Below are 22676 nucleotides of genomic sequence, written 5' to 3' on the forward strand. Positions count from 1 at the left end.
ACTCAACGAGAAGATTCACTGCACTACCTCAGTTGAGGCCACTGGAGGTGAAGTCTAAACGGTTCTGAGACGCGACCTAAAAATGTTCTTCCAAATCGCGTAGTTGAGCTATCGGGAAATGTTGATAATGGATATTAATGAAATTTATTTTGTTTTTGCAAAGAGTGATAATGTTCCATATTTCGCATCGAGAACTGCTCTGCCGGATGGCCGCCAACAATTGCACCCTTCGAAACGTCGTCAACAACGGTCGATCCTGCTTGGATAATGGCTCCTTCCCCGATTTCGACGCCGGGAAGGATCGTTGTCCCAACACCTATCCACACATTATCTCCGACGCTCTTATGTAGAAACGCGGAAAGCCCGTATAATTACACTAAGTCGCCGGTAATCAGGAGGTATGTCCTCCACTGAGTCAGCGTTCGGTCGTCTGTTTCAGCAACTGATCGAGTTAGACATCATCAAGATCGATACGGAGCCGCTCGATGCCCGCATCGAGCGGCGACTCAAGCAGTTCTGGGAGAACACACCCTGTCCGCGCTGCGGGCAGCAGCGGATCGTCACGTGGGAGAAAACCGACCGTATCTGGTGCCGAGACTGTGATTTCAAGCCGACCTACACCTACGGAACACCCTTCCACGAGAAGCATCTCACCTGTGGTGAGATACTTCTCGCGTTCACACTCTACGCCGATACGTTGCTCAGTATCAACCAGATTGCGCCGCTCCTCGATCGAGCCTACAAAACAGTTCACACGGTGATTCGAGAGGTGGAAGCTGCGGTTCAGCGCGGCTTCCCCGTGGTTTGGAAGCATCTCGACCAGATCGTCGATGGACCGATGCAAGTCGACGAATCTGGCAGGGTTTGTTCGGGCTACAAAGGCCAAGAGCCGCCGCGGAACAGCCGTTCTCGCGGCGGCTCGTCACGGTCTGGCCGGTCACGCTGGCGGGGGCGTCACGGTGATCAGTTGACGCTCGTCGCGGCGTGCCGCGACTCACTTCGCGTAATTCGTGGACACCGTGGAATCGACTATCAAGACAATCTTGAGCCGGTGATTCAGGAGGCTGAAGACCTCTCCCAGCCGCTGGGAGAGGTCTGGACTGATGGACTCCAAGCATACCGAGAGATGGATCGGACCCATCGAACAGTCATCCACAAAGAAAGATACGTATCGCCCGACGGCGTCCACATCAACCAAGCTGAGTGTCTGTTTTCGATTGTCCAACCGTGGCTGCGGAAGTTCCGCGGCCTGTCCAAGCAAGGCTTGGAGCAGGCCGCTCACACTTTCGGTATCGTTCGATCACTTACTCTTGCCGGAGTATCTGTCGAGACAGCGGTTGAGTGTCTCGTTATCGGGTCTTTCCGCAGCTCTACATAAGAGCGATCTCCGATATCAACTGGTTTGCGAATGTACGTAGAGTCATAAGGGATCGCATCCCCACTGTGATAGTTATGGTTGCGGGTCAATATACGGACATCCGGGCCAGAATGAAAATTGTCACCGATGGTGAATTTTCCGTCTCCACGAACATGCAGCCCATTGAAGTTGACATTATTTCCCAACTTCGTTTTCGAATTAACCGCACTTGGACCATTCACTCTCAGGTTATCTCCCACTTCTTCAGCTGTTTCACGAACTAAATAAGTGTACCAATATCTGTGTAGGATATCTTTCGCTCCATTGAACATTTCCCAGAGGCGCTTGATGACTCGTTTGATCACAATTTTATTGAATGCTAGACGGTCAATTAAATTCTCTGTATATACCATCTATTAATTTATATACGATCTGCTAAATTGTTTCTGATCACGAGAGCATTAAAATTATATGAACAACATGAAACTGGTCGGTGCCCCGATTTTTAAACGGCATACTCATTACTTCACTGTGAGCAACAGACACGAAAATGCGAACTGACTGGACAGAAAGGATCTCTTGAAATGTTCTGAGATGGAGTCCACAGAATCAGAAATTGCTTAATCAAGGATGTAGAATAGACACAAAAAATGACGGAGACTAAGCCGAATATCTTCTGGATTACGCTAGATAGTGTGAGGGCAGATCACACATCTTTACACGGATACGGTCGAGATACCACTCCCGAACTTTCTCGAATCGCAGATAGTCCAAGCGGAGTTCAATTCCAGCAGGGGATTGCACACAGTACCCGCACTCCGGTTTCTGTTCCTTCTATGTTTACTGGTTTAGTTCCGTCCTGTCACCAAATGATCGGTCAACGGTCCGGTGATGCGCTGCCGACAGAGCTGGATACGGTTCCCGATCTCTTGTCAGAAATTGGCTATCATACCATCGGTATCTCTGAAAATGGATATGCTGGAAAAGCTAAGAATATTGATATCCGTTTCGACGAGTTCGTTAAATCCTCTCCGACAGAACTGAGTGATTTTTTAACCTACGACATGGGTACTAGCTTTCTAAAGTACTGGTTCAATGTCCGTGAGCATGGGCCAGGATTTACTGCTAATATTAGTGCACACGGAAAACAGAATTCGTTTTTTACCTCAGATATTGCAAAGCGTAAGATCAGGAGATATGCTAACTCCAGCGACCCGATTTTCTGTTATATCCACTACAACGATCCTCATCACCCGTATGTCCCGCCGTCATCGTTCATGAATGAATATACATCTGAGATTGATGCGACAGCTGAAGAAGCAGTTGAGTTCTCTCTCGAAATGCATGATAAAATGTATGAGTGGATGGCAGACGAGTTACCGCTCTCAGGGGCGGACTGGGCCAAGCTAAACGCTATGTACGACGCCTGTATAAAGTATACCGACACTTGTGTCGGGGCGTTGTTCGATTTTATCACGGAGAGGTTTGACAACGCAATCGTTGTTATTACCGCGGATCATGGGGATCTATTCGGTGAATACGGACTTCTCGGTCATCACATGGTCCTTCACGATGGTCTTATTCATGTTCCTCTAATCACACACGGACTGAGGGAAGTTACTCATCACGCGGATCGACCAACGCAGCATATAGACATCATGAAGACGCTACTCTCTGTTGTCCGTGCCGATACTAGCGAATTCCAAGGATATGACATTCGGACCCACACAAGAGAAGTCGCCATTAGTCAAGACTATCGCGGGTCGGTCGACGACCCGGACTCTGAGAACTACGAACGGATCAAAAAACACAATCCCAACGTCGATCTCTCCCATCTGCCAGCCTCAATGGTGACAGCTGCGAGAACCCGGGATTTCAAACTGATCCATACGGAGGAGAGCACCAAACTCTTTCAACTTCCGGATGAGTTGACTGACGTTAAAAATGAATTCCCAAACGTCCATTCTGAATTGTGTTCGTTTGTCAACGAGTGGTTGGAGAACGAGGGGACACCGATTGAGAGTTCGCCAATGGATCTTGAATTGACCGGTGCGACAAAAAAGCATCTTGAAGAAATGGGCTACCTATGAATCCCAGACCTAAAGACCAACATATGGGAATAAAACAAACGGATCTAGATCAAGTAGCAGTTGCTCACTGGGGAGAACACGTCAACGGCGGTGGTGACCGCGTTGCCTGGGAACTCTCACGAGTGTTCCAAGATGGACCGCTGTTCGTAGGATGGCAGGACAAGAGTATTGAACCACACGATATCGAGACTCATCAACTCATTGACGGTCGACTGAGTAGGTGGGCATTGGAGCGGGGTGGCATCGCGAGGATGGTAGCTCACATGCTTGGGTGGCAGGTGGCCGAGCCGCTTCGGGATTCCGATGTGCTCGTAACAAGCGGGAACGAGCCGCTGTTCTACGTACCACCGACCGAACAGGTCTGGGTGGCGTACATCCATCACACGAATCGTCGCCAATCTGACCAGATCCAAGAGGTTGAAAACGGTGGGTTCGGGCCCCTAATGCTGCTGTTCTACTACGCGATCCGTGTCGCGTTCGACCACAACACGCACAAACCAGATGTCTTCCTCGCCAACTCTGAACAAGTGAAACGACGGATGGTCCGCTACTGGGGGGTTTCCGAAAAAAAAATAGACGTAGTATATCCGCCAGTGAACACTAACGCCTACTCGCCTAATGATGCCGAGACTGGCGACTACTACCTCACGCTGTCGCGGCTTGATTGGCACAAAAGTGTCGATGACATCCTGCGTGCGTTTGACGATCTTGACGAGAAACTCGTGGTCGCTGGAGATGGTCCCGAACGTGACGACCTCGAGCAAATTGCGAGCGAAAATGTCGAATTCGCCGGCTACGTTAGCGAGGAAGAAAAGAAGCAACTGCTCGCCGGCGCAAAAGCGTTCATTTTCAACGGACAAGACGAGGATTTCGGTATCTCTCCTGTGGAGGCCTTGGCCGCTGGAACGCCACTGCTGGGTGTCGAAGAGGGAATGACACAGTACCAAGTCATCGAGGGGAAAACGGGGTACACATTTGAACGAGAAGAGTCGGGACGCACGATTCGGAGAGCGGTTCAACAGTTTGAGGAAAAGGGTGTCGACTGGGATACCCAAAAGATCGCTTCTTTTGCGGACCGCTTCTCTGTCCAAGCGTTTCACGATCGTATGCACGAGGCAGTCGATCAAGCAGTCGAGAACGCGGACGTGACTCCGGAGTGGTACTCCGAAGTCGAAAACATATCATCTAATCCGGAGCAAGGCTACACAGAAAATTAAGTGCGCTTTGTGTGCTCACCGAATGAACTGCTTGACGAACGTCAACAGCGGGCCATCTCTGTTGACGCCGAACAGCGCGATGATGAACATCGCGTAGGAGATCGGCCGGACCGGATATCGAACAATGGCGAGACCGAGGTGCTTCAGCGCCTTCCAGCGGTTCCCGTTGGATTCGTAGTCTCGACCGATGACGTGGTGGTGATACGAATAGATGCGACTTCGGGTACCGAAACCAAGGTCGGCTGCGCGTTCTTTGACCTTCTCAAAGACCGCGAGGTCGCCCTCAATTCGGCTGTCGAAGTCCTTCGAGATGCTGTTCGGTTGTTCGCGCTTGTCGACGAGAACCTCGTCCACGTAATCGACCTCGTAGTGTTCTGTGATGCGGAGCCAGAGATCATAGTCTTGGCGGCTTGGCAGGTCGGTGTCGAATCCACCGACTTCCTCTAGTACGTCTCGTCGAACCATCACCGTCGAGGTGGGATGGACGCGATCGCGTTCCAGTTCGTCAACGTAGATATTTCCCCTCGCTTCGGGATACCGCTCCCACTCAGTACCGTCTAGCTCGTACTGGACGAACCCGGTATAGACGAGGCCTATCTCGTCGCATCTCTCTCCGAAGACGCGGCGCTGCTTCTCAAGTTTGGTCTCTTTCCACGTATCGTCCGCATCCAAGAACGCTAAGAAGGTGCCACAAGCAGCCTTAACACCGGTGTTTCTAGCTGCACCTGCACCCAAATTCTTTTCATGAGAAACAAGCCGAGCATTAGAAAACTTACTTACTACTGCGTCTATGTCTGCACTAGAATTGTCGTCCACTACGACAACTTCGAACTGATCGTAGGTCTGCTGAAAAACGCTTTCAAGGGCATCTCTGAGCAACTCTGGTTGTTCGTAAACGGGAATAACGATGGTTGTATCCACAGTATCCGCGGTATTTCTTGTTGTCATAAATATAGTTTCTATTCTTCTCAGTATGAGATTTTTGGAAATCGTGTGTTTGCTTCGTAACTGTCCTGTAGTTTTCTGTCTGTTACTGGTTACGGACTAACGCTAGTGCATGTTCGAAGTTTTTGATTGGGGCATCGCAGAAAAATAACTCAGGATCAATCCTTGTTTCCTCTACTGACGACAGCGCTGCTTGTAGCTGGTCTACATCTGAAACTACTGGGATATCGTATTCGGCCACTAATCGCTCCATATGGCTGACCCCGTTTGTATTCATCAATATAGTAGGTGTTCTAAACCGAAGGCCTTCATAGACCGCAGTTGAGTATACGCCAACTTGGGTAGACGCCCGACTCAGCAACTCATACAGTTCTATTCCATCAGCGACCACGTTAACGTTAGATTCCAAGAGCCAAGGGTAATTTGTACGCCACCGATTGTACTCTCCTGGATGAAGCTTGTACGTTATAGTTACGTCCTGTTGCCGTTCCTCGGCCAACTCAGTAGCTAATGTACTCAACTGCTCACCAATTGTTCCTTGCGAAATGAACACTATTTCCTCTCTATTTTCGGTATTCTGGTACTGCTCATACTCTCGTTCCAAGTACTGATAGCCGATGGGGAATACGTCCTTCTCGTCAACTGGTAGCTCAACACCGTCGGTCCATACCGGCCCGAAAGTGAACAGGAAATCTGGTGCACACTGCTTCTCCCGGTCACCGGGGAAACTATAACCAAGATGGTATTTATCTATAGTTCCATGCTGCAGTTCTACGACAGGGATATCGGCCTCAGAACAGGCTTCGATGAAGGTTTCACGTCCGTATCCCACAACGACGAACGCGATCTCAGGGGAGACGCGTTCTAGCAAACGACGATACAGAGGCAAATATACGCGCCGATCAGTCAACTCCTCGTACGCGAGTCGGCCAATATCAACATCAACACCGAATCGTTTCTTGAGTTCTTTTTCAATTTCCGTCACCCGTGACGATATTAGCCGTTCACTCCTCCACATTAGTTTTCGATAAATGGTGCTAGTGAACGTGATGATGTCCAGATAATCTACGTTACTGCTCTTTGGCGGTCGATGATGAGTTAGGTTGTGGTCCGACTCGATGTACTGGTGATCGAGTGGGCGTTCCTCGAAAACTGGATCGACGTACAGATCCCACCAGTAACCGTCGTCAAGTTGCTTCCGCCGCTGGTGGCCCCAAACCAGCAAGTCATGTTCGTCGCCGAAAAGGGGGTTGCGGAACACAATATTCCGAGCCCAGAGATATCCCCCTCGAAGAAAGTCGGTCGTGTCCTTCTCAATCGAATCCTGAGGCTGGTCGAAGACTCCGCTTGCTTGAAGAACTAAACGGTACACCGAGAATCGAAGACGTTCCCAGAGTGGAATATCGTCCTCTCGCCACTCGAACAACGAGAGGTCGGACTCAAACTCCAAGAACGCCTGATACACATCTCGTAATTCATCGCCGTGAAACGAGATCTCGTTACTAGTCACGTTATTATGACTTTTCGGTGAGTTTGAGAATCTATTGGTTTTTATTTTATATTATTCAGGTATGTGTAGTTGGCCTACTCCGTTTAATTGGGCCTTGTCTCAGCAGCGACAGAGTTTCAAGTACTTGGATTGACCGATACCAGTTGCTACTGAAACTTAGTCTCAAACTCAATTTTTGAATTTTCAAGACAGATAAAAATAGCCGATCTGCTGAATACACCTAATTACTCTGCTCTGTTGAATCCGCAGAAGGCAGCGGGATAACGTCGCTGTAAAGGTGGAAGCGAAGCGGAAGAGCCGAATGTGTCCAACCTGCTCTTCCGCTTCGTTAAGCAAGCCGCGTCGCTGGCTCAAAAGCGCTGTGCCGCCAGTCCAACGGCGGTGAGTGATCCGACTGGCCACGGATTTCCCGGCTGGAAGCATGTCGCACTCCACTTTTTGCGGGTTCACATGGATGCGACGTACCGCGAGATCGTCGATTGGGCGAGCGAGATGGATCGCGTTCGTGGTCTGTTACAGCTCGCTCGGACGGCATTTCCCGCACCCTCAACGCTGTACCGGTCGTTCGAGAGGGTGCCCATGTCCGTGTGGCGCGGGTTCCTTCGTGAGTCAGCGACCATCTGCGATCCGGGCTCGCACGGTGCCATCGATGCCACATTCTTCGACCGTGAAACGGCATCGAGACACTACCAACACCGCTCGGATAGCCACATACGCACGCTCAAAACGACGGCACTCGTCGATACAGACTCGTGTGCCATCCTTGATCTCCACTGTTCGGCACACTGGCCGCACGACACACAAACCGGCCGTCGAGTCGCTCTCCGCAACACCGAGCAAATCGACAGTCTCGCCGGCGACAAAGGGTATGACGACCAATCTCTCCGGGATGCCCTCCGTTCAGAGGGCATCCGGCCCTTGTTGCGCCATCGATTGTTCGCTGCGTACGATCACGCCCACAACGCACGATTGGACAGCGGGCTATACGGCCAGCGCTGGATGGCCGAGACCGCCTTTCGGCCATCAAGCGTCGATTCGGCCCCGCTGTCCATCCTCGCGCTTGGTACCGCGAGTTCCACGAGCTCGCGGTGACCGCCACAGTCTACAACCTCGAACAAGCTCTCAAACAGTGATCCCCACGCCATCATCGGATTCAACAAAGCAAATTACTCCTATCTGGAAGGGATATCGTTAATTATCCATAGGACGTGCGAGAGGATATGCGTTCGTTAGCGGCAGCATTCATTAACGAGGTTCGCTCTGGTGGTGTTCGCGGCGCAGCAGCTGCCACACAGGATTATCTATCGTACCGTCTCTCTCCCATTATCCAGCCGCTTTCTGACACCCTCTATAATTACGTCGCGATCCGAAACGCGCCGATCGAACACTATGGCGTTCGACTACCGACCGACGCAGCAGTCTTCTCGAAGAATGTGAGAGCGCGCTTCGCACGGGGTGACTACGAAGCCGAGGAGGCTGAGGCGCTCCAACAGTACTACGATGGTACACATGATCTAATCGACTTGGGCGCCTCAACAGGATTCTTGAGTGCGTTTGCGGACAACCTTGCAGACGCATCATCACAGGTTGTTGCCGTAGAAGCAAACCCTGACCTAATCCCAACTCTCAAGCATACAAAACAGATGGAGGGGGCATCTTACAAGATCGACCATCGCGCATACCAGTCGAGTGGTGGCACTGCAACGTTCAATCGGCACAATCTCACTGTCGGTGGTAGTATACATCGTGAAACTGATGATCAAGTGTCAGTTCCAGCTGTGTCACTCGCTGACCTCATCGATGATCATGGTTTACAGAATCCCGTCGTGATCTGTGATATAGAAGGCGGTGAAGTTGATCTGGTGATGAACGAACTGTGTATACTCGAAAATGTCTGTCCGTTATTAATATTGGAAACACATTGGTTCGCCTCGGGTATTGAGGAAGCCGAAAAAGCGCTTACATCTTCACAGTTCAATTTGATTGCAGAACTTAATGGCACTCTTGTATATGAGAATTCAGGAATGTCTAATCCAGTGTCTTCCGACTGACTCCCATTTCCATGGAATTGCGATGGAAAGTGCCAAAGCCAAAAAGTCATTAACAAATGGTTTGAGTAGTGGTTATGAACGTCTCAGTTATCCCAGCACGCGGCGGCAGCAAAGCGATTCCCAAGAAAAATATTGTCGATCTCCTCGGGAATCCCCTGATTGAGTACACTATCGAGCAATCGAAATCTTGCGAGAGGATCGATAATACGTACGTATCGACGGACGACGACGAAATTGCAGAGGTTAGTCGGGAGGCAGGAGCAACTGTCATTAACCGCCCTGAAAACATTGCTGGAGACTTCGCCTCCACTGAGGACGCATTGTTACATGCCCTCGAGGTAATGCGAGCAGATGGTGTTCACCCCACAACAGTCGTCCTGCTCCAGTGTACCTCACCACTGAGGCGCGAGAGCGACATTGCCGCGACCGTTGAGTTAGTCGAAAAAGATCGTTTCGACTCGGCACTCACTTGCTGTGAGGACCACAAGTTCTATTGGGAACTGTCCGACCAAGGTGTGGCAAAACCGATCAACTACGATCCGAAGAATCGGTCCATGCGTCAGAATTTATCGAAACGATATCAGGAGAACGGATCGGTGTATGCCGTACAAACGGAATTGCTCGAGGAAGAGGAGTGCCGGTTAGGCGGAGACATCGGGATACACGAGATGCCGGAGACGCACAGTTTCGAGATCGATACCTATGAAGATTTAGAAATTGTGGAACAGTTGGGCCGGTCAGTGGATTTCCACCACTGCGGACTACTAGACTAAAACACGTCCGATAGGCGCTCCGCTGCTTTCTTGAATCCCTCACCACGGCGCTCGTGGCCTCGCCAGATCTCTGTGATGATCGGGCCATCGAAATCATCAAACACGGGGGCGATACGATTAAAGTCGATTTCCCCGTCTCCGATCTGGAGTCCTTCCCCGTCAACACCTGCAGCGTCGGCTACGTGTAGATAGTCGACGTACGGTCGAAGGGTCTCCGCGTGTTCTCTCAGATCCTCGCCACTGTAGTTACACCATAGTTTTGCGTGCGACGTGTCGTAACAGATTCGCTGACCTGTCCGCTCACAATACGCCGCGATCTCCTCGGCGTCCATGAAATTGTTGTGGTACTGCTGCCCACCGTAAATCCACGGCAGTGGCGGCATATTCTCCAGAAGTAAATTTACTCCCTCGTCATCTAACTCTGACATGCTGCGTTCAAGTATGTCGTTCATCTCTTCAGTGGCTTCCAGCTCCATGTGGTCGACAGTAATTCCACCAGGATGGATGATTATGTACGGCTCGTGGTCAATATCGAAGTGAGGTTTTACCACATTCCTAACGATATCGATGACTTCTTGTATGATTTCGACCGCCTCGCGTCTAGTCTCTTCTGTCCGTGCACTTAGATCAACGAGATCGTGTCCTTTTTGTTCTGGTGCGTGGATACCGAGTCGCTTGTTGATAGTCTGTCCCTCAAGCGCGTTCGCGATATCCGCTTCCATATCAGCCCCGTTAATACGGAACTCGTACACGTCGGGATCTCCCCAGTCGTGTTCGGTGATGTCGGAAAAGCGTACGACAACCCCCCAGTTTTCGAGGTCTGCATCGTACTCGTCGTAGTCGTCTTCTCTTACGTCTTCCCACTGGATAAGCTGGTCTTCCTCAATATCTCGCTCCGCTTGGGAGCCAACGACTTCATATAGGTGCTGTGGAGAGATTCCCTTTGCTGGACTCTTTGCGGTTACTTGCTCACGAGAAATGGTCTCTCCGGACGAGATTGGCGCTTCCGAAACTAGACTCTTACCCAGTGCTACACGATTGTTGTACTCACCTCGCGTCATGTATCGTGCGCTGCTACCCATGCTCTTCTCAATGTTTCTGATGTCTCGGACGAGTTTCTTGAGGCCAGTCGGCTCTAGGCTTGCGGCGTGGTCGGGGCCTTCCATCGTTCGGTCCAATGTGAAGTGACGCTCTACGAAGCAGGCACCCATTGCGGCTGCAGCCTCACTAATTGCGATTCCCCGTTCGTGTCCGGAATACCCGACCGGTACATCGTACGCATCCATCAACTCTTCCATGAACCGGAGATTCAGGTTATGAAAGGGGGCAGGGTACGTACTCCGACAGTGGAGAAGACCGAACTCAACATTATGCTTATTTAGAAACGAAATTGTTCGCTGAATTTCCTGTTTGTCCGCCATCCCAGTAGAGACCAGAATTGGTTTTCCCGTCTTGATAACCCGTTCAAGAAGCACAAAATTTGTCAGATCAGGTGAACCAATCTTATAGAATGGGATGTCCAGAGTTTCGAGAAAGTCGACGCTCTCAGAATCCCAGGGAGAGCAAAGAAATTGAATATCGGATTTCTCGCAGTAACGTGCTAGCTCTCGAAACTGCTCGTCTCGGAGAGAGACACGCTTAAGATTGGATACAGTATACTCTATCCCCATCTCTGCCACCGAGGGATCATCAACAATATCGTTAATATATGTCCGTCCGAGCTTTCGCTTTTGAAATTTCACTGCATCTGCGTCTGCTTCCACCGCTACATCTACGAGTTCTTTCGCTGTTTGCAGACTCCCATTGTGGTTGATTCCTGCTTCTGCAATGATATATGTTGCATCGTTTGGACCAACGCTTCGATCACCGAGTTGGATGCTCGCCATTGGTGCATGGGTTTCTCCCAGAGATATAAAAGGCCATTCAACGTCCTAAAGTATCAACTTTAGAGTACGTCAATTACACGAAAATGTGTTCAACGGTAGAGACATGACGGGCGGATGCACCATGAGGGGCGAGATTGATATCCATTTGATGATTTATGAATAAAAAGCCTCCAATTATTAGGCCAGGTGAAGTCTATGAACCAAATTCACGTAGATCTCGTCGTCAGCAAGGGTACATCGAACGGAAGATTCTCCTCAACAGTTGTACGAAATTCTCGCGAAATAGCCAGCAGTATGATAAAGTACACGCCTGCACCGGTAATAGCTAGAATGAATACGACTGGCAGTGAATCACCGACCAGGAGTCGGCCTCCGTACACAACGAGTGCCATAACGCCTGCTGCAAAAAGTTGTTTCCCGATCACATCAATCGGCACAACAACATCAATAATCCGGCTCGTGTAATAGTAGCCGAATACGAGTCCGAGCGCAGCAGACGCTGTCGTTGCGGCAGCTGCCCCGTACCAACCGTATTGCCAAGTCAATAGAATATTTAAAAGGAGATTCACAACGACAAACACGCCGTTGATACGGAATGTCAGATCCGGACGATTGATCCCGTCAAGCACAGTCAGGAACTGTCCTTGGTATCCGTACAGAAGCCGAGCAAACGTCAAGATAACCAGAATGTAGTATCCGGTCTGGAACCCAGATCCGTAGATTGTCAAAACGACATCTCCCACGATCGCCGCACCGATCAGTCCCGGAATGATGAATAATCCAGAGTACGCGAGACTGATTCGAAACAACTCTGAAATTTCGTCGCTTGCTCCTTCCGCGGAGGATATCCTGCTCATTTCGGGAAACAGCGTGCGACTGACCGATGATCCGAAGATGGCGAACAGTGATGCGAGGTTCCACGCGATCTCATAGACTGCGATCACACTGTTTGAGACGAAGACGGCGAGTACGAGCGTGTCCATCGAGAGGAACGTTCGACCTTTCACCGATGCAAGCCACGAGAACTGCGCATACGAGCGCAGCCGATCGAAGTCCCGACGGGAGGGAAGTGACGGATCGAACGATACACAGTACACACCGATAACTACTGCAACGAGAGCACCGACGACGTATCCCGCAAACGCTCCGACCACTCCCAGACCCGATAACACGAGCGCGACCTGGACGAGACTCCGACTGGTCCACTCGATCGGTGAGAGCAGACTCGAGATGTGGACCAAATGTTGGCCGTCAAGAACGGATTGGATAAAATCGGTCGCGAGTTTGACTGCCAGAAGCAAAATAAGAACTGCCGTCGCGTCAATCTCCATGTAAGCGTTCAGATACGGGCGAGCGATCCAGAGGCAGAGAGCAACAATCGCGTACAAAATCAACTGTACGATAGCGCCGGCGACGACGTAATTTCCGTCATCAGATTCGCTCACGCGCTTTTTGATTGCCGGCGACAGTCCCAGATTCCCCGCGATTGCGACCCACGCCAGTACCGAGAGGACAACGACGTATGCCCCGTATCGCTCTTGTCCGAGCGTTCGAGTGAGGACAATCGTCGCAACGAACCCCGAGAACGACATGACGATCTTCGACAAAAAGTCGATCATCGAGGTTCGGCCGTATTTCATGTACGGATCACGGAGTGTTCGTCAGTTGCTCGCTTTCGACTGACCACGTATCAATACCGCGCTTTCGCAATTGCGGAACACAGTCTGCGTTTAGACTCGGAGTGGTATCACGGAATGTCCAAATCGGCAACAAAGTATTTCCAACCCCACCAACACCACCTACGCATGCAAGCCGTCGTACTCGCCGCCGGCAAGGGAACTCGTCTCCGACCACTCACAGACGACAAACCGAAGGTGCTCGTCGAGGTCAACGGCACACCCCTCATTGAGGACGTGTTCGACAACCTGATCGACTCTGGCGCCACCGAACTCATCGTTGTCGTCGGTTACAAAGCCGAACAGATCATCGATCGCTACGGCGACGAATACCGCGAGGTCGCAATTACCTACACCCACCAGCGCGAGCAGCTTGGCTTAGCCCACGCTATTCTCCAAGCGGAACCACACATCGACGGCGACTTCATGCTGATGCTTGGCGACAACGTGTTCCGCGGCAACCTGGGCGACTTGGTCAACCGCCAACGGGAGGAACGCGCCGACGCGGCGTTCCTCGTCGAAGAGGTACCCTGCGAGGAGGCATCCAGGTATGGTGTCCTCGACACCAACGAGTACGGCGAGGTCGTCGAGGTCGTCGAGAAGCCCGACGACCCGCCGAGCAACCTCGTGATGACTGGCTTCTACACGTTCACGCCCGCCATCTTCCACGCGTGTCACCTCGTTCAGCCCTCTGGCCGCGGCGAGTACGAGCTCCCCGACGCGATCGATCTCCTCATCCAGTCGGGCCGCACTATCGACGCAATCCGACTCGACGGCTGGCGGATCGATGTCGGCTACCCTGAAGATCGTGACCGCGCTGAGGAACGATTGGACGAACTGGCAACCGAAGCTAAGGGTGAGAAGGAGTCCGGTGATGACGACGAATCGGTCATGGACAGATGAACACAGTAGCAGGAGCACGAAATCGTTCGTACGCCTTCGGATAGGGGGACATCGCCACGGATATCTACCGAACCACGAGTCAACTAACTCATTTCTCCGCCGCTCGGTCACCCTCCCCCGGTTTCAGGACCACCATCGGTTACACAATCCGACACCTAGTGTCACCGATCCGACCGACGGTGTTTACCGTTCCACCAAAACCCCGCTTACTCCACCGTCACGCTCTTCGCCAGGTTCCGCGGCTTGTCGATCGCACGGCCCTTCTCGTTCGCCACGTGGTACGCGAACAGCTGCAGGTAGACGTTCGCGGCCAGCGGCTCGACGACGCCCACGTCGGGCACGTCGAACGACACGTCGAGCGTGTCGTACTCCTCGCCCGCCGACACACAGCCCAGCGCCGGTGCCCCGCGAGTCTGCGCCTCGGTGACGTTGTTCATGGTCTTGTCGGCGCGCGCACCCTCCGTTAACACCGCCAACACGGGCGTGTCGGGCGTCACCAGCGCCAACGGGCCGTGTTTGAGCTCGCCGGCCGCGAACCCCTCGGCGTGGTCGTAGGAAATCTCCTTGAGCTTCAGCGCGCCCTCCAACGCGACGGGCACGCCCAGCGCGCGCCCGACGAAGAAGAACGCCTCGCTGTCTTGGTACTCGCGGGCGGCCTCCCGGACCTGGTTCTCCTCGTCGAGCACCTGTTGGACGGCGCCGGGGAGCCCCTGTAGATCCTTCAGTACCGACCGCGCGTCGGCGGCCGAGAGCGCCCCGCGATCGCGCCCCACGGCCACCGCGAGCATCGCGAGCGTCGCCACCTGCGAGGCGAACGTCTTGGTCGCCGCCACGCCGATCTCCGGACCTGCGCGGATGAACGCCGTCCCGTCCACTTCGCGCGTCACCGTGCTCCCCAGAGTGTTCGTCACGGCGAACGTCCGCGCGCCGGCGGCGTTCGCTCGCCGGATCGCGCCGAGCGTGTCGGCGGTCTCGCCGCTCTGGGTCACAGCTACCACGAGCGTCCGGTCGGGCGTGCGGCCCGCGCCGAACTCGTACTCGCTGGCGATTTCGACGGTCGCGCGTACGCCGGCGAGCTCCTCGAACAGCTGCGCGGCGTACCGGCCGGCGTAGTAGGAGGTGCCGCAGGCGACGATCCGGATCTCCTCTAAGTCCGCGAGAAAGCCCGGCGAGAACGAGATGTCGAGGTCGACATCGCCGTTGTACACGTCCAGCCGCCCGGCGAGCGTCTGCCGGAGCACGCTCGGCTGTTCGTGGATCTCCTTGCGCATGTAGTGTTCGTAGCCGCCCTTCTCGGCCGCGTCGGCCTCCCACGTCACCGTCTCGATCGTACGCTCGACGGGTTCGCCGTCGGCGAAGATCTCGACGCCCTCCGGCGAGAGCGCCGCCACGTCGCCGTCTTCGAGGTAGGTCACGTCGCGGGTGTGTTCGAGGAACGCCGTCACGTCGCTGGCGACGAACGAGGCGTCCTCGCCGCGGCCCAACACGATCGGGCTCCCGCGGCGCGCGACGACGATCCGGTCGTCGCCCTCGCGGACCGCGCAGATCGCGTAGCTCCCCTCCAGCCGGTCCTCGACGCGGTGGACCGCGGCGAGGAGGTCGTCGTCGCCACCATCAGCGGCCAACGCCTCCTCGATCAGGTGCGGGATGACCTCGGTGTCGGTGTCGCTGGTGAACTCGTGGTCGGACAGCTCGGCCTTGAGCGCCTCGTAGTTCTCGACGATCCCGTTGTGGACGACCGCCACGTCGCCGGCGCAGTCCGTGTGCGGGTGCGCGTTCGCGTCCGTCGGCGGGCCGTGCGTGCTCCAGCGCGTGTGGCCGACGCCGAGCGTCGCGTCGGGTACGTCCGGCACCGACAGCGCGTCGACCTCGCCCGACCGCTTCGCCACGGTGAGCCCGCTCGTCGGGCCCGCGAGCGCGACGCCCGCGGAGTCGTAGCCGCGGTACTCCAGGTTCTTGAGCCCGCGGTGGACGATCTCGCCGACGCTGCCGGGCGCGTCCGCCGCCCGGTCGCTCGCGGCGCCGCCGTCAGCCGCGTGTATCTCGCCGATGTAGCCGATGATTCCACACATGATTACCCCCTCCTGACGACGGCACCTGACTCGACGCGCCCGTCGATCACGACGCCGGCGTCGGCCCGCACGTCGTCGCCGACCACGGCGCCGTCGGTGAGCGTCGCCCCGCCGCCGATCGTCGCGTTGTCGCCCACGACGCCGCCGAGCGTCACGTCGCGGTGGACCGCGTCGCCGACGACGACCGTCGAGGCGCCGCCGACGACCGTCGCGTTCGGCCCGATCCGCGCGTTTCCGGCGACGACGGCGTCCCGCACGACCGCCCCCGGCCCGATGACGGCGTCGGGGAGCACCACGCTGTTCTCGACGACCGCGTTGGCCGCCACCGTGACGTTGCTGGCGATCGCCGTCGCCCCGCTCAGCGTGGCGTTGGGCCCGACGCGGACGTTGCCGGCGAGCACCACGTCGTCGGCGATCGTCACGCGCTCACCGACCCGCCGTCCCGCCGCGGGGGCGTCGCGAGCGTGGTCGCTGTCGTGGATCAGCGCCGCGTTGACCGTGAGCACGTCCCAGAGGTTCGACACGTCGAGCCACCGGCCGTCGTAGCTCACGCCGGTGACCGCGCCCCGCTCGGCCAACTCGTTCAGCGTCGCCGTGATGGCGAGCTCTCCGGGCGTGTTCGTCGATCGGATCGCGTCGAAGATCGCCGGCGAGAAGCCGTAGACGCCGGCGTTGATGCGGTTGGTGTCCACCGCGCCCTCGGGCTTTTCGTCGATCTCCGTGACGCGGTCGCCGTCGAGACGGGCGACGCCGTAGTCGCGCGGCGACTCCACGGCGGTCACGGTCACCAGCGGCGCGTCGCCGTCCCGGAGGCGGTCGCGCACGGCGGAGACGGCCCCGGCGTCGACGATGCGGTCGCCGTTGAGCACCACGAAGGGGCCGTCGACGGCCGACTCGGCCTGCAGGACGGCGTGGCCGGTGCCGAGCTGCGTCGACTGCTCGACGTACTCGATCGTCACGCCCCAGTCGTCGCCGTCGCGGAAGTGGTTCCGGATGCGCTCCTGTTTATACCCGACGACGAGGACGATGCGGTCGATCCCCGCCGCGGCCACGGCCTCGATCACGTGTTCGAGCAGCGGGCGGTTCGCGACGGGTACCATCGGCTTCGGCCGCCGGTTCGTCAGCGGCTCCAAGCGACGCCCCTCGCCCGCGGCGAGGATGACCGCCGTTCCTGACTCATCAGCCATACGCCATCCGTCGCCCGCCCCGATGTTAAATCGCACGTGCCCCCGACGGCCCGCAACCGAGCGACGGACAGACAATATAAAGTAGATCTGAGTTGAACGGTTACCGTGACGAAAGCGGCCGTCATCGCCGACGACGACGAGACGATCCGGTCGATCCTCCAGTATAAGCTGTCGAACGCGGGGTTCGAGGTCACCGCGTGCCACGACGGCGAGGAGGGGAGAGCGGCGCTGAACGACCCCGGCGTTGACCCGGACATCGTCATCCTCGACGTGATGATGCCGCGACTGAAGGGCACCCAACTGCTTCGGACCGTGCGCCGCGGCGAGCTCGCGGTCGACCCCGACGTTCCGATCGTCATGCTCACCTCGCGCGGACAGGAGTCTGACGTGCTCGAAGGGCTCGAATCCGGCGCGGACGAGTACCTCACGAAGCCGTTCAGCCCGAACGAACTCCTCGTCCGGATCGAGCGACTGATCGGGAGCTAACCGTGGTTCCGGACCCGTTGTCGGCGTCGGGCGGCGAACTCCCCCTGCTCACCCTCCGAGCGGCCCCCCTCCAGACGGTCGCCGTCCCGCCGGCAGCGCTCGCGATCGCGGTCGTCGTGCTGGGATCGCTGCTCGTCGCGGTGGTGATCGTGACCGTCGGCTACTCGCTGCGCGCGGCCCGCCGCCGCCGGCGCCGAACCCCGCTTCGCGCGGAACTCCGCTCCGAACTGCTCGACCGGCTCTACGGCCGCGACGAGCCGGGGTGGTCCGAGTGGGTCGGCGAACTGTCGACCGCGGAGCGCGACGAGCTCGAGTCGCTGCTCGACGTGTACCTCCGCGAGCTCGACGGGCGCGACGCCGTCCGCTTGGCCGGCCTCGGCGTCGCGCTCGGCATCGACGAGCGGGCCCGACGCGAGGTCGCCGACGGCGACTACTGGGACCGGATCCACGCGCTCGTCTGGCTCGCGCTGCTGCGCGACGCGCCGGACCGCTCGCTGCTCGAAACGCACTGTCGCGGGACGCCCCGCGAGCGCGCGGCCGCCGCCCGCGTCCTCTACGCGGCGGAGGTTCCCGACCTCGCGACGAGCGGAATCGACCTGCTGTTGGAGGCCGAGCCGCGGTCGTTCTCGGTGTTCGGGATCGACACGCTGTACCGCGTCAGTGAGAGCGATCCCGCGCCGCTGTTCGATCGGGCCGCGGCCGACTTCGAGACGTGGGAGCCCGCGCTCCAACAGCAGGTGCTCCTCGTGACGCGGCACCTCCACACGGTCGTCGGGGGAGCCGACCTCTCGTGGGTGATCGGCGCGCTGTCTGCCCCGGAGCCCCGCGTCCGAGCGGCGGCGTGGCGCGCGCTCGACGCGTACGGCTGGAACCGCGGGCTCCGCGACGACATCGGGATCGACCCGGCCGCCGACGAGCCCGTGCCGTCGGTGCGGGCGAGCGCCTACCGAACGCTCGGGGCGTGGGGCGACGCCGAGGCGGTCACCGCGCTGCGCACCGCGGCCGCGTCGGAGCCCGACGACCGCGCTCGGGTGGCGCTGGCCGAGGCGCTGTTCCCGCACCGAAGCCCGAACGACCGCGTTTCCGCGCGCCGCGACGTGGACGGGCCCGCCGACCCGTTCGGCGCGGACGAGCCAACCGCCTTGGTCGATCCGAGCGAGTCCGTTGTCCCGTTCGACGTGGCGTGGCGGTGGACGAGCGAACACGCCCGGTTCGACGGCGTGGCTCGCGACATCTCCAGGCGACAGCCGGAGGGGGCGCGCCGATGACTCGGCGGGAGGGATTCGCGTGACGACGCTCGAATCGATCGGCACGACGCTCGTCGTCGGGTCGGGCGCGCTGATCGTCACGTACTATCTGCTGATCAACGTCGGCTACCTGCTGATCCACGTCTTCGCGCTGTTCGAGCTCCGCGACAACGTCCGCGACTCGGCGTGGACACCCTCGTTCCGCCCGTTCGACAGCCCCTTCTACCCCGGCGTCGCGATGGTCGTGCCGGCGTACAACGAGGCGGCGACGATCGTCGAGAGCGTCCAGTCGATGCTCTCGCTCAACTACCCCGACCAGGAGATCGTGGTGGTCAACGACGGGTCGACGGACGCCACCGTCGAGCGCCTCCGCGAGGCGTACGACCTCGAACCGATAGACGCCGAGGTCCCCTACGACGTGCCGTCGGAGCCGATCCGCGCCGTGTACCGCTCGCGGAGCCACGAGGACCTGCTCGTCGTCGACAAGGAGAACGGGGGGAAAAGCGACGCGCTCAACGCCGGGATCTGGCTCACGGATCAGCGGCTGTTCTGCGCCGTCGACGCCGACACCGTCCTCGACCGCAACGCGCTGTTGCAGGTCGTCAAGCCGTTCCTCGAGGAGCCGGAGCGCGCGGTCGCCAGCGGCGGCACCATCCGCGTCGCGAACGACTGCGTGGTCGAGGACGGCGAGGTCCAGGAGATCAATCTCCCAAAGACCGGGCTCCCCGGCGTGCAGGTCATGGAGTACCTCCGGGCGTTCTACTCGGGGCGGCTCGGCTTCAACCGCCTCAAGGGGCTGATCCTCATCTCCGGCGCCTTCGGCGTGTTCCGGACCGATCGCGTCCGCGAGATCGGCGGCTACCGACACGACACGATCACCGAGGACTTCGACGTGGTCGTCCGGCTGCACGAGTACCTCTCGGACGAGGATATCGACTACAGCGTCGAGTTCATCCCAGAGCCCGTCGCGTGGACCGAGGTCCCGGACAACCTGCGGACCCTCGGCCGCCAGCGACGGCGGTGGTACCGCGGGATGATGGAGACGATCGTCACGAGCCGGCGGATGTTCTTCCGCCGGGCGTACGGTCGGATCGGGACCGTCATCCTCCCATTTTTCACCGCCGCTGAGGCGCTCGGCCCCCTCATCGAGGGGTTCGGCTACGTGTTGTTGCCGGTCGCCTGGTACCTCGGGATCCTGGACATCAGCTTCTTCCTGACGTTCCTGCTGTTGACCGTCGGCGTCGGAGTCTTCCTCTCGTGGTTCGGGGTGTTCAGCGAGGTGTGGAGCTACAACCGGTACGAGTCGCCGTGGGACGTGCTCCGCCTCCTCTGGTACGGCGTGTTAGAGAACTTCGGCTACCGCCAGTGGAAGACGATCATCGCGTGGCACGGGCTGATCGAGTACCTGCGCGGCGACCAGTCGTGGGGCGTGATGGAGCGGCGGGGGTTCGGGTCGGATTCGGACGCGACAGCGACTGCGGCGACGGCGGCGACCGCAGCGACAGCCACGACAGCGGAGAGCGCGCCGCCGGCACCCGACGCGTCGGCCGCGACCGACGAGACCGAAACCGACGAGACCGCGGATCACGGCGGCTTCGTGTGGATCGACTGGCTCGTCGAAGCGGCCGACACCGACGGCGTTCGGTGGCTCGACCGCATCGCCGGCGACGGGACGCCGGGACGGTTCGTCTCGGTCACCGACTCGACCGTCGGCGTCGGGGACGGCGGATTCGTCTGGACGCGGACGTTCGCCGAGGGCGTGGGTGACGGCGGGTTCGTCTGGACGACCGACCCCGCGGACGGCGCGGGAGACGGCGGGTTCGTGCTCGCGCCCGCCGCCGACGGCGCGCTCCGGCTCGTCTCGACCGGGGACTTCTCCCAGGGGCTCGGCGACGGCGGGTTCGTCTGGACGACCGACCCCTCCGTCGGCGCCGGTGACGGGGGGTTCGTCTGGACGCGGGAGTTCGAAGACGGGGCGGGAGACGCCGGCTTCGTGTGGCTGACCGAGGCGGTCGACGGCGGCGGACCCTCGTCGGGACGCCCCGCTTAGTCGTCTAACGCCTGATGGACCGGCTCGGCGGTGTTGACGTCGGTCACCTCGAACCGGGTTCCGTCCGCCGAGCTCGTGACCGAGAGGTCCCAGCCGTGACCGGAGACGACCCGCAGGACGACCAGTAGCCCGAGCCCGAACGACTTCACGTTCTCCGTGTCAGCCTCGCCGAGCGCGCTCTCGACCGCGGGCGGGAGCCCCGGTCCGTCGTCCGCGACGGCGAAGCCGTGTTCGTCACCGGTCACGGTCACCGAGACGCTCGGGCCGCCGTGCTCGACGCTGTTGCGGAACAGGTTCTCGAGGAGCCGCTGGAGGCGCATCTCGTCGGCGACGACGGTCGTCTCCGGCTCGATGTCGACGGTCAGCGTGGCGTTCCGCGTCTGGACGGTGTCCCACGCCTGCCGGACGAGCGGTTCGAGCGCGACCGGCCTTCGCTCGCCCACGTCGGATCCCTCCTTCGCGAGGATCAGACACTCCGCGATCATCGACTCCATCCGGTCCAGCGAGCTTCGGACGCGGCCGAGGAACTCCGCGACCTGTCCGGAGACCTCCTCCTGTGCGAGTTCGGTGAAGCCGATCGCACCCGAGAGCGGGTTCCGGAGGTCGTGGGCGACGATCCCGGCGAACTCGTCGAGCCGGTCGTTCTGCTCGCGGAGCTCGGCGTAGTGTTTCTGGCGTTCGAGCTCCGCGCTCACCCACTCCGCAAGCACCGTGATGAAGTCTCGCTCGGCGTCGGTGATCGGGTCGTCACGCGGCTGCTCGTCCGAGAAACACAGCGTCCCGTACGTCTCGCCGTCGATCGCCACCTCCGCGCCGATGTAGCAGGTGAGCCCCGTCGTGTCGAGCGCGATGTCGTCGCGGTACTCAGTCTCGGTCGCGTCCGCGAAGGCGAGCGTCTCTCCCGTGTTCACGACGTGACGACACCACGTCCCGTCGAGGTCGACGACGCCTTCCCGCGCGTACGGACCGCTCGTGATGTTCGTCTCGACCACCTCGTAACGCCCCTCGCCGGTGTACGAGAGCACGCCGTTGTCGACGCCGAGGTACTCACGTCCGATGTCGATCGCTCGGCGGAGCCGTTCCTCGGCCGAGAGATCGGTCGCGGTCAGCTGTAGCAGACTCTTGAACGGATCGGGGCGGGCCGTTTCGGATGACATAGATGGAGGGCCGGCGATTATCCCTCGTTCGCACGGGCGGCTGATAAAACCGCCATTTCGACCCGGACG

At 58.0% G+C, this 22676-nt stretch carries 16 protein-coding genes and 2 pseudogenes; 10 read left to right on the plus strand and 8 right to left on the minus strand.

Annotated features, from left to right (window positions below):
* Window positions 1–134: 134 nt before the first annotated feature.
* Window positions 135–329: pseudogene (locus ACT4MF_RS13410) on the minus strand (acyltransferase); the annotation flags it as partial.
* Window positions 330–400: 71 nt separating this feature from the next.
* Here ACT4MF_RS13410 and ACT4MF_RS13415 point away from each other — a divergent pair.
* From ACT4MF_RS13415 to ACT4MF_RS13425, 3 genes are all read left to right on the plus strand, one after another.
* Window positions 401–1378, plus strand: coding sequence for an IS1595 family transposase (locus ACT4MF_RS13415; protein WP_444682981.1), 978 nt, complete (start codon window positions 401–403; stop codon window positions 1376–1378).
* 629 nt (window positions 1379–2007) lie between these two features.
* Window positions 2008–3447, plus strand: coding sequence for a sulfatase family protein (locus ACT4MF_RS13420; RefSeq protein WP_444682982.1), 1440 nt, complete (start codon window positions 2008–2010; stop codon window positions 3445–3447).
* Between the two features lie 23 nt (window positions 3448–3470).
* The gene (locus tag ACT4MF_RS13425; protein WP_444682983.1) at window positions 3471–4664 is read left to right on the plus strand and encodes a glycosyltransferase; all 1194 of its coding nucleotides are present in this window, start codon (window positions 3471–3473) and stop codon (window positions 4662–4664) included.
* A 15-nt stretch (window positions 4665–4679) separates the two neighbouring features.
* Here ACT4MF_RS13425 and ACT4MF_RS13430 read toward each other — a convergent pair whose 3' ends face one another.
* Window positions 4680–5585: a glycosyltransferase family 2 protein gene (locus tag ACT4MF_RS13430; protein WP_444682984.1), complete on the minus strand. Its 906-nt coding sequence runs from the start codon at window positions 5583–5585 to the stop codon at window positions 4680–4682.
* A gap of 109 nt (window positions 5586–5694) precedes the next feature.
* On the minus strand, window positions 5695–7119 hold the full coding sequence (locus ACT4MF_RS13435) for a hypothetical protein (RefSeq protein ID WP_444682985.1): 1425 nt from the start codon (window positions 7117–7119) through the stop codon (window positions 5695–5697).
* A gap of 303 nt (window positions 7120–7422) precedes the next feature.
* On the opposite strand from ACT4MF_RS13435, the pseudogene ACT4MF_RS13440 reads away from it, so the two are divergent.
* The 3 genes and pseudogenes from ACT4MF_RS13440 (at window position 7423) to ACT4MF_RS13450 (ending at window position 9943) form a co-directional block, all read left to right on the plus strand.
* Window positions 7423–8252: pseudogene (locus ACT4MF_RS13440) on the plus strand (IS5 family transposase).
* Window positions 8253–8339: 87 nt separating this feature from the next.
* The gene (locus tag ACT4MF_RS13445) at window positions 8340–9170 is read left to right on the plus strand and encodes an FkbM family methyltransferase (RefSeq protein WP_444682986.1); all 831 of its coding nucleotides are present in this window, start codon (window positions 8340–8342) and stop codon (window positions 9168–9170) included.
* Between the two features lie 74 nt (window positions 9171–9244).
* Window positions 9245–9943 carry an acylneuraminate cytidylyltransferase family protein gene (locus ACT4MF_RS13450; RefSeq protein ID WP_444682987.1) on the plus strand — a complete coding sequence of 233 codons (699 nt, stop codon included), beginning with the start codon at window positions 9245–9247 and terminating at the stop codon, window positions 9941–9943.
* Here the strand turns inward: ACT4MF_RS13450 and ACT4MF_RS13455 are convergent.
* Both ACT4MF_RS13455 and ACT4MF_RS13460 read right to left on the minus strand, forming a co-directional pair.
* The gene (locus ACT4MF_RS13455) at window positions 9940–11829 is read right to left on the minus strand and encodes an N-acetylneuraminate synthase family protein (RefSeq protein ID WP_444682988.1); all 1890 of its coding nucleotides are present in this window, start codon (window positions 11827–11829) and stop codon (window positions 9940–9942) included. The genes ACT4MF_RS13450 and ACT4MF_RS13455 overlap by 4 nt on opposite strands.
* A gap of 206 nt (window positions 11830–12035) precedes the next feature.
* Window positions 12036–13469 carry an oligosaccharide flippase family protein gene (locus ACT4MF_RS13460; protein WP_444682989.1) on the minus strand — a complete coding sequence of 478 codons (1434 nt, stop codon included), beginning with the start codon at window positions 13467–13469 and terminating at the stop codon, window positions 12036–12038.
* 165 nt (window positions 13470–13634) lie between these two features.
* On the opposite strand from ACT4MF_RS13460, the gene aglF reads away from it, so the two are divergent.
* Window positions 13635–14408 (plus strand): UTP--glucose-1-phosphate uridylyltransferase AglF, encoded by a 774-nt coding sequence (aglF, locus tag ACT4MF_RS13465; RefSeq protein ID WP_444682990.1) that lies wholly within the window; start codon window positions 13635–13637, stop codon window positions 14406–14408.
* Window positions 14409–14614: 206 nt separating this feature from the next.
* Here aglF and glmS read toward each other — a convergent pair whose 3' ends face one another.
* Together glmS and ACT4MF_RS13475 are read right to left on the minus strand one after the other, a co-directional pair.
* Complete coding sequence (gene glmS / locus ACT4MF_RS13470) at window positions 14615–16480, minus strand: glutamine--fructose-6-phosphate transaminase (isomerizing) (protein ID WP_444682991.1); 1866 nt, start codon at window positions 16478–16480, stop codon at window positions 14615–14617.
* Window positions 16481–16482: 2 nt separating this feature from the next.
* The gene (locus ACT4MF_RS13475; protein WP_444682992.1) at window positions 16483–17667 is read right to left on the minus strand and encodes a sugar phosphate nucleotidyltransferase; all 1185 of its coding nucleotides are present in this window, start codon (window positions 17665–17667) and stop codon (window positions 16483–16485) included.
* Window positions 17668–17772: 105 nt separating this feature from the next.
* On the opposite strand from ACT4MF_RS13475, the gene ACT4MF_RS13480 reads away from it, so the two are divergent.
* The 3 genes from ACT4MF_RS13480 to ACT4MF_RS13490 are packed head-to-tail and all read left to right on the plus strand — an operon-like array spanning window position 17773 to window position 21450.
* Window positions 17773–18153, plus strand: coding sequence for a response regulator transcription factor (locus ACT4MF_RS13480; RefSeq protein WP_444682993.1), 381 nt, complete (start codon window positions 17773–17775; stop codon window positions 18151–18153).
* 2 nt (window positions 18154–18155) lie between these two features.
* A complete protein-coding gene (locus ACT4MF_RS13485; protein WP_444682994.1) occupies window positions 18156–19421 on the plus strand; it encodes a HEAT repeat domain-containing protein in 1266 nt (421 codons plus the stop codon).
* Window positions 19422–19440: 19 nt separating this feature from the next.
* The gene (locus tag ACT4MF_RS13490; RefSeq protein WP_444682995.1) at window positions 19441–21450 is read left to right on the plus strand and encodes a glycosyltransferase family 2 protein; all 2010 of its coding nucleotides are present in this window, start codon (window positions 19441–19443) and stop codon (window positions 21448–21450) included.
* Here ACT4MF_RS13490 and ACT4MF_RS13495 read toward each other — a convergent pair.
* Window positions 21447–22607, minus strand: coding sequence for a sensor histidine kinase (locus ACT4MF_RS13495; RefSeq protein WP_444682996.1), 1161 nt, complete (start codon window positions 22605–22607; stop codon window positions 21447–21449). The two genes, ACT4MF_RS13490 and ACT4MF_RS13495, sit on opposite strands and share 4 nt — an antisense overlap.
* Window positions 22608–22676: the final 69 nt, after the last annotated feature.

This window comes from Halorubrum sp. FL23, assembly GCF_052439115.2.
Lineage (GTDB): Archaea > Halobacteriota > Halobacteria > Halobacteriales > Haloferacaceae > Halorubrum > Halorubrum persicum.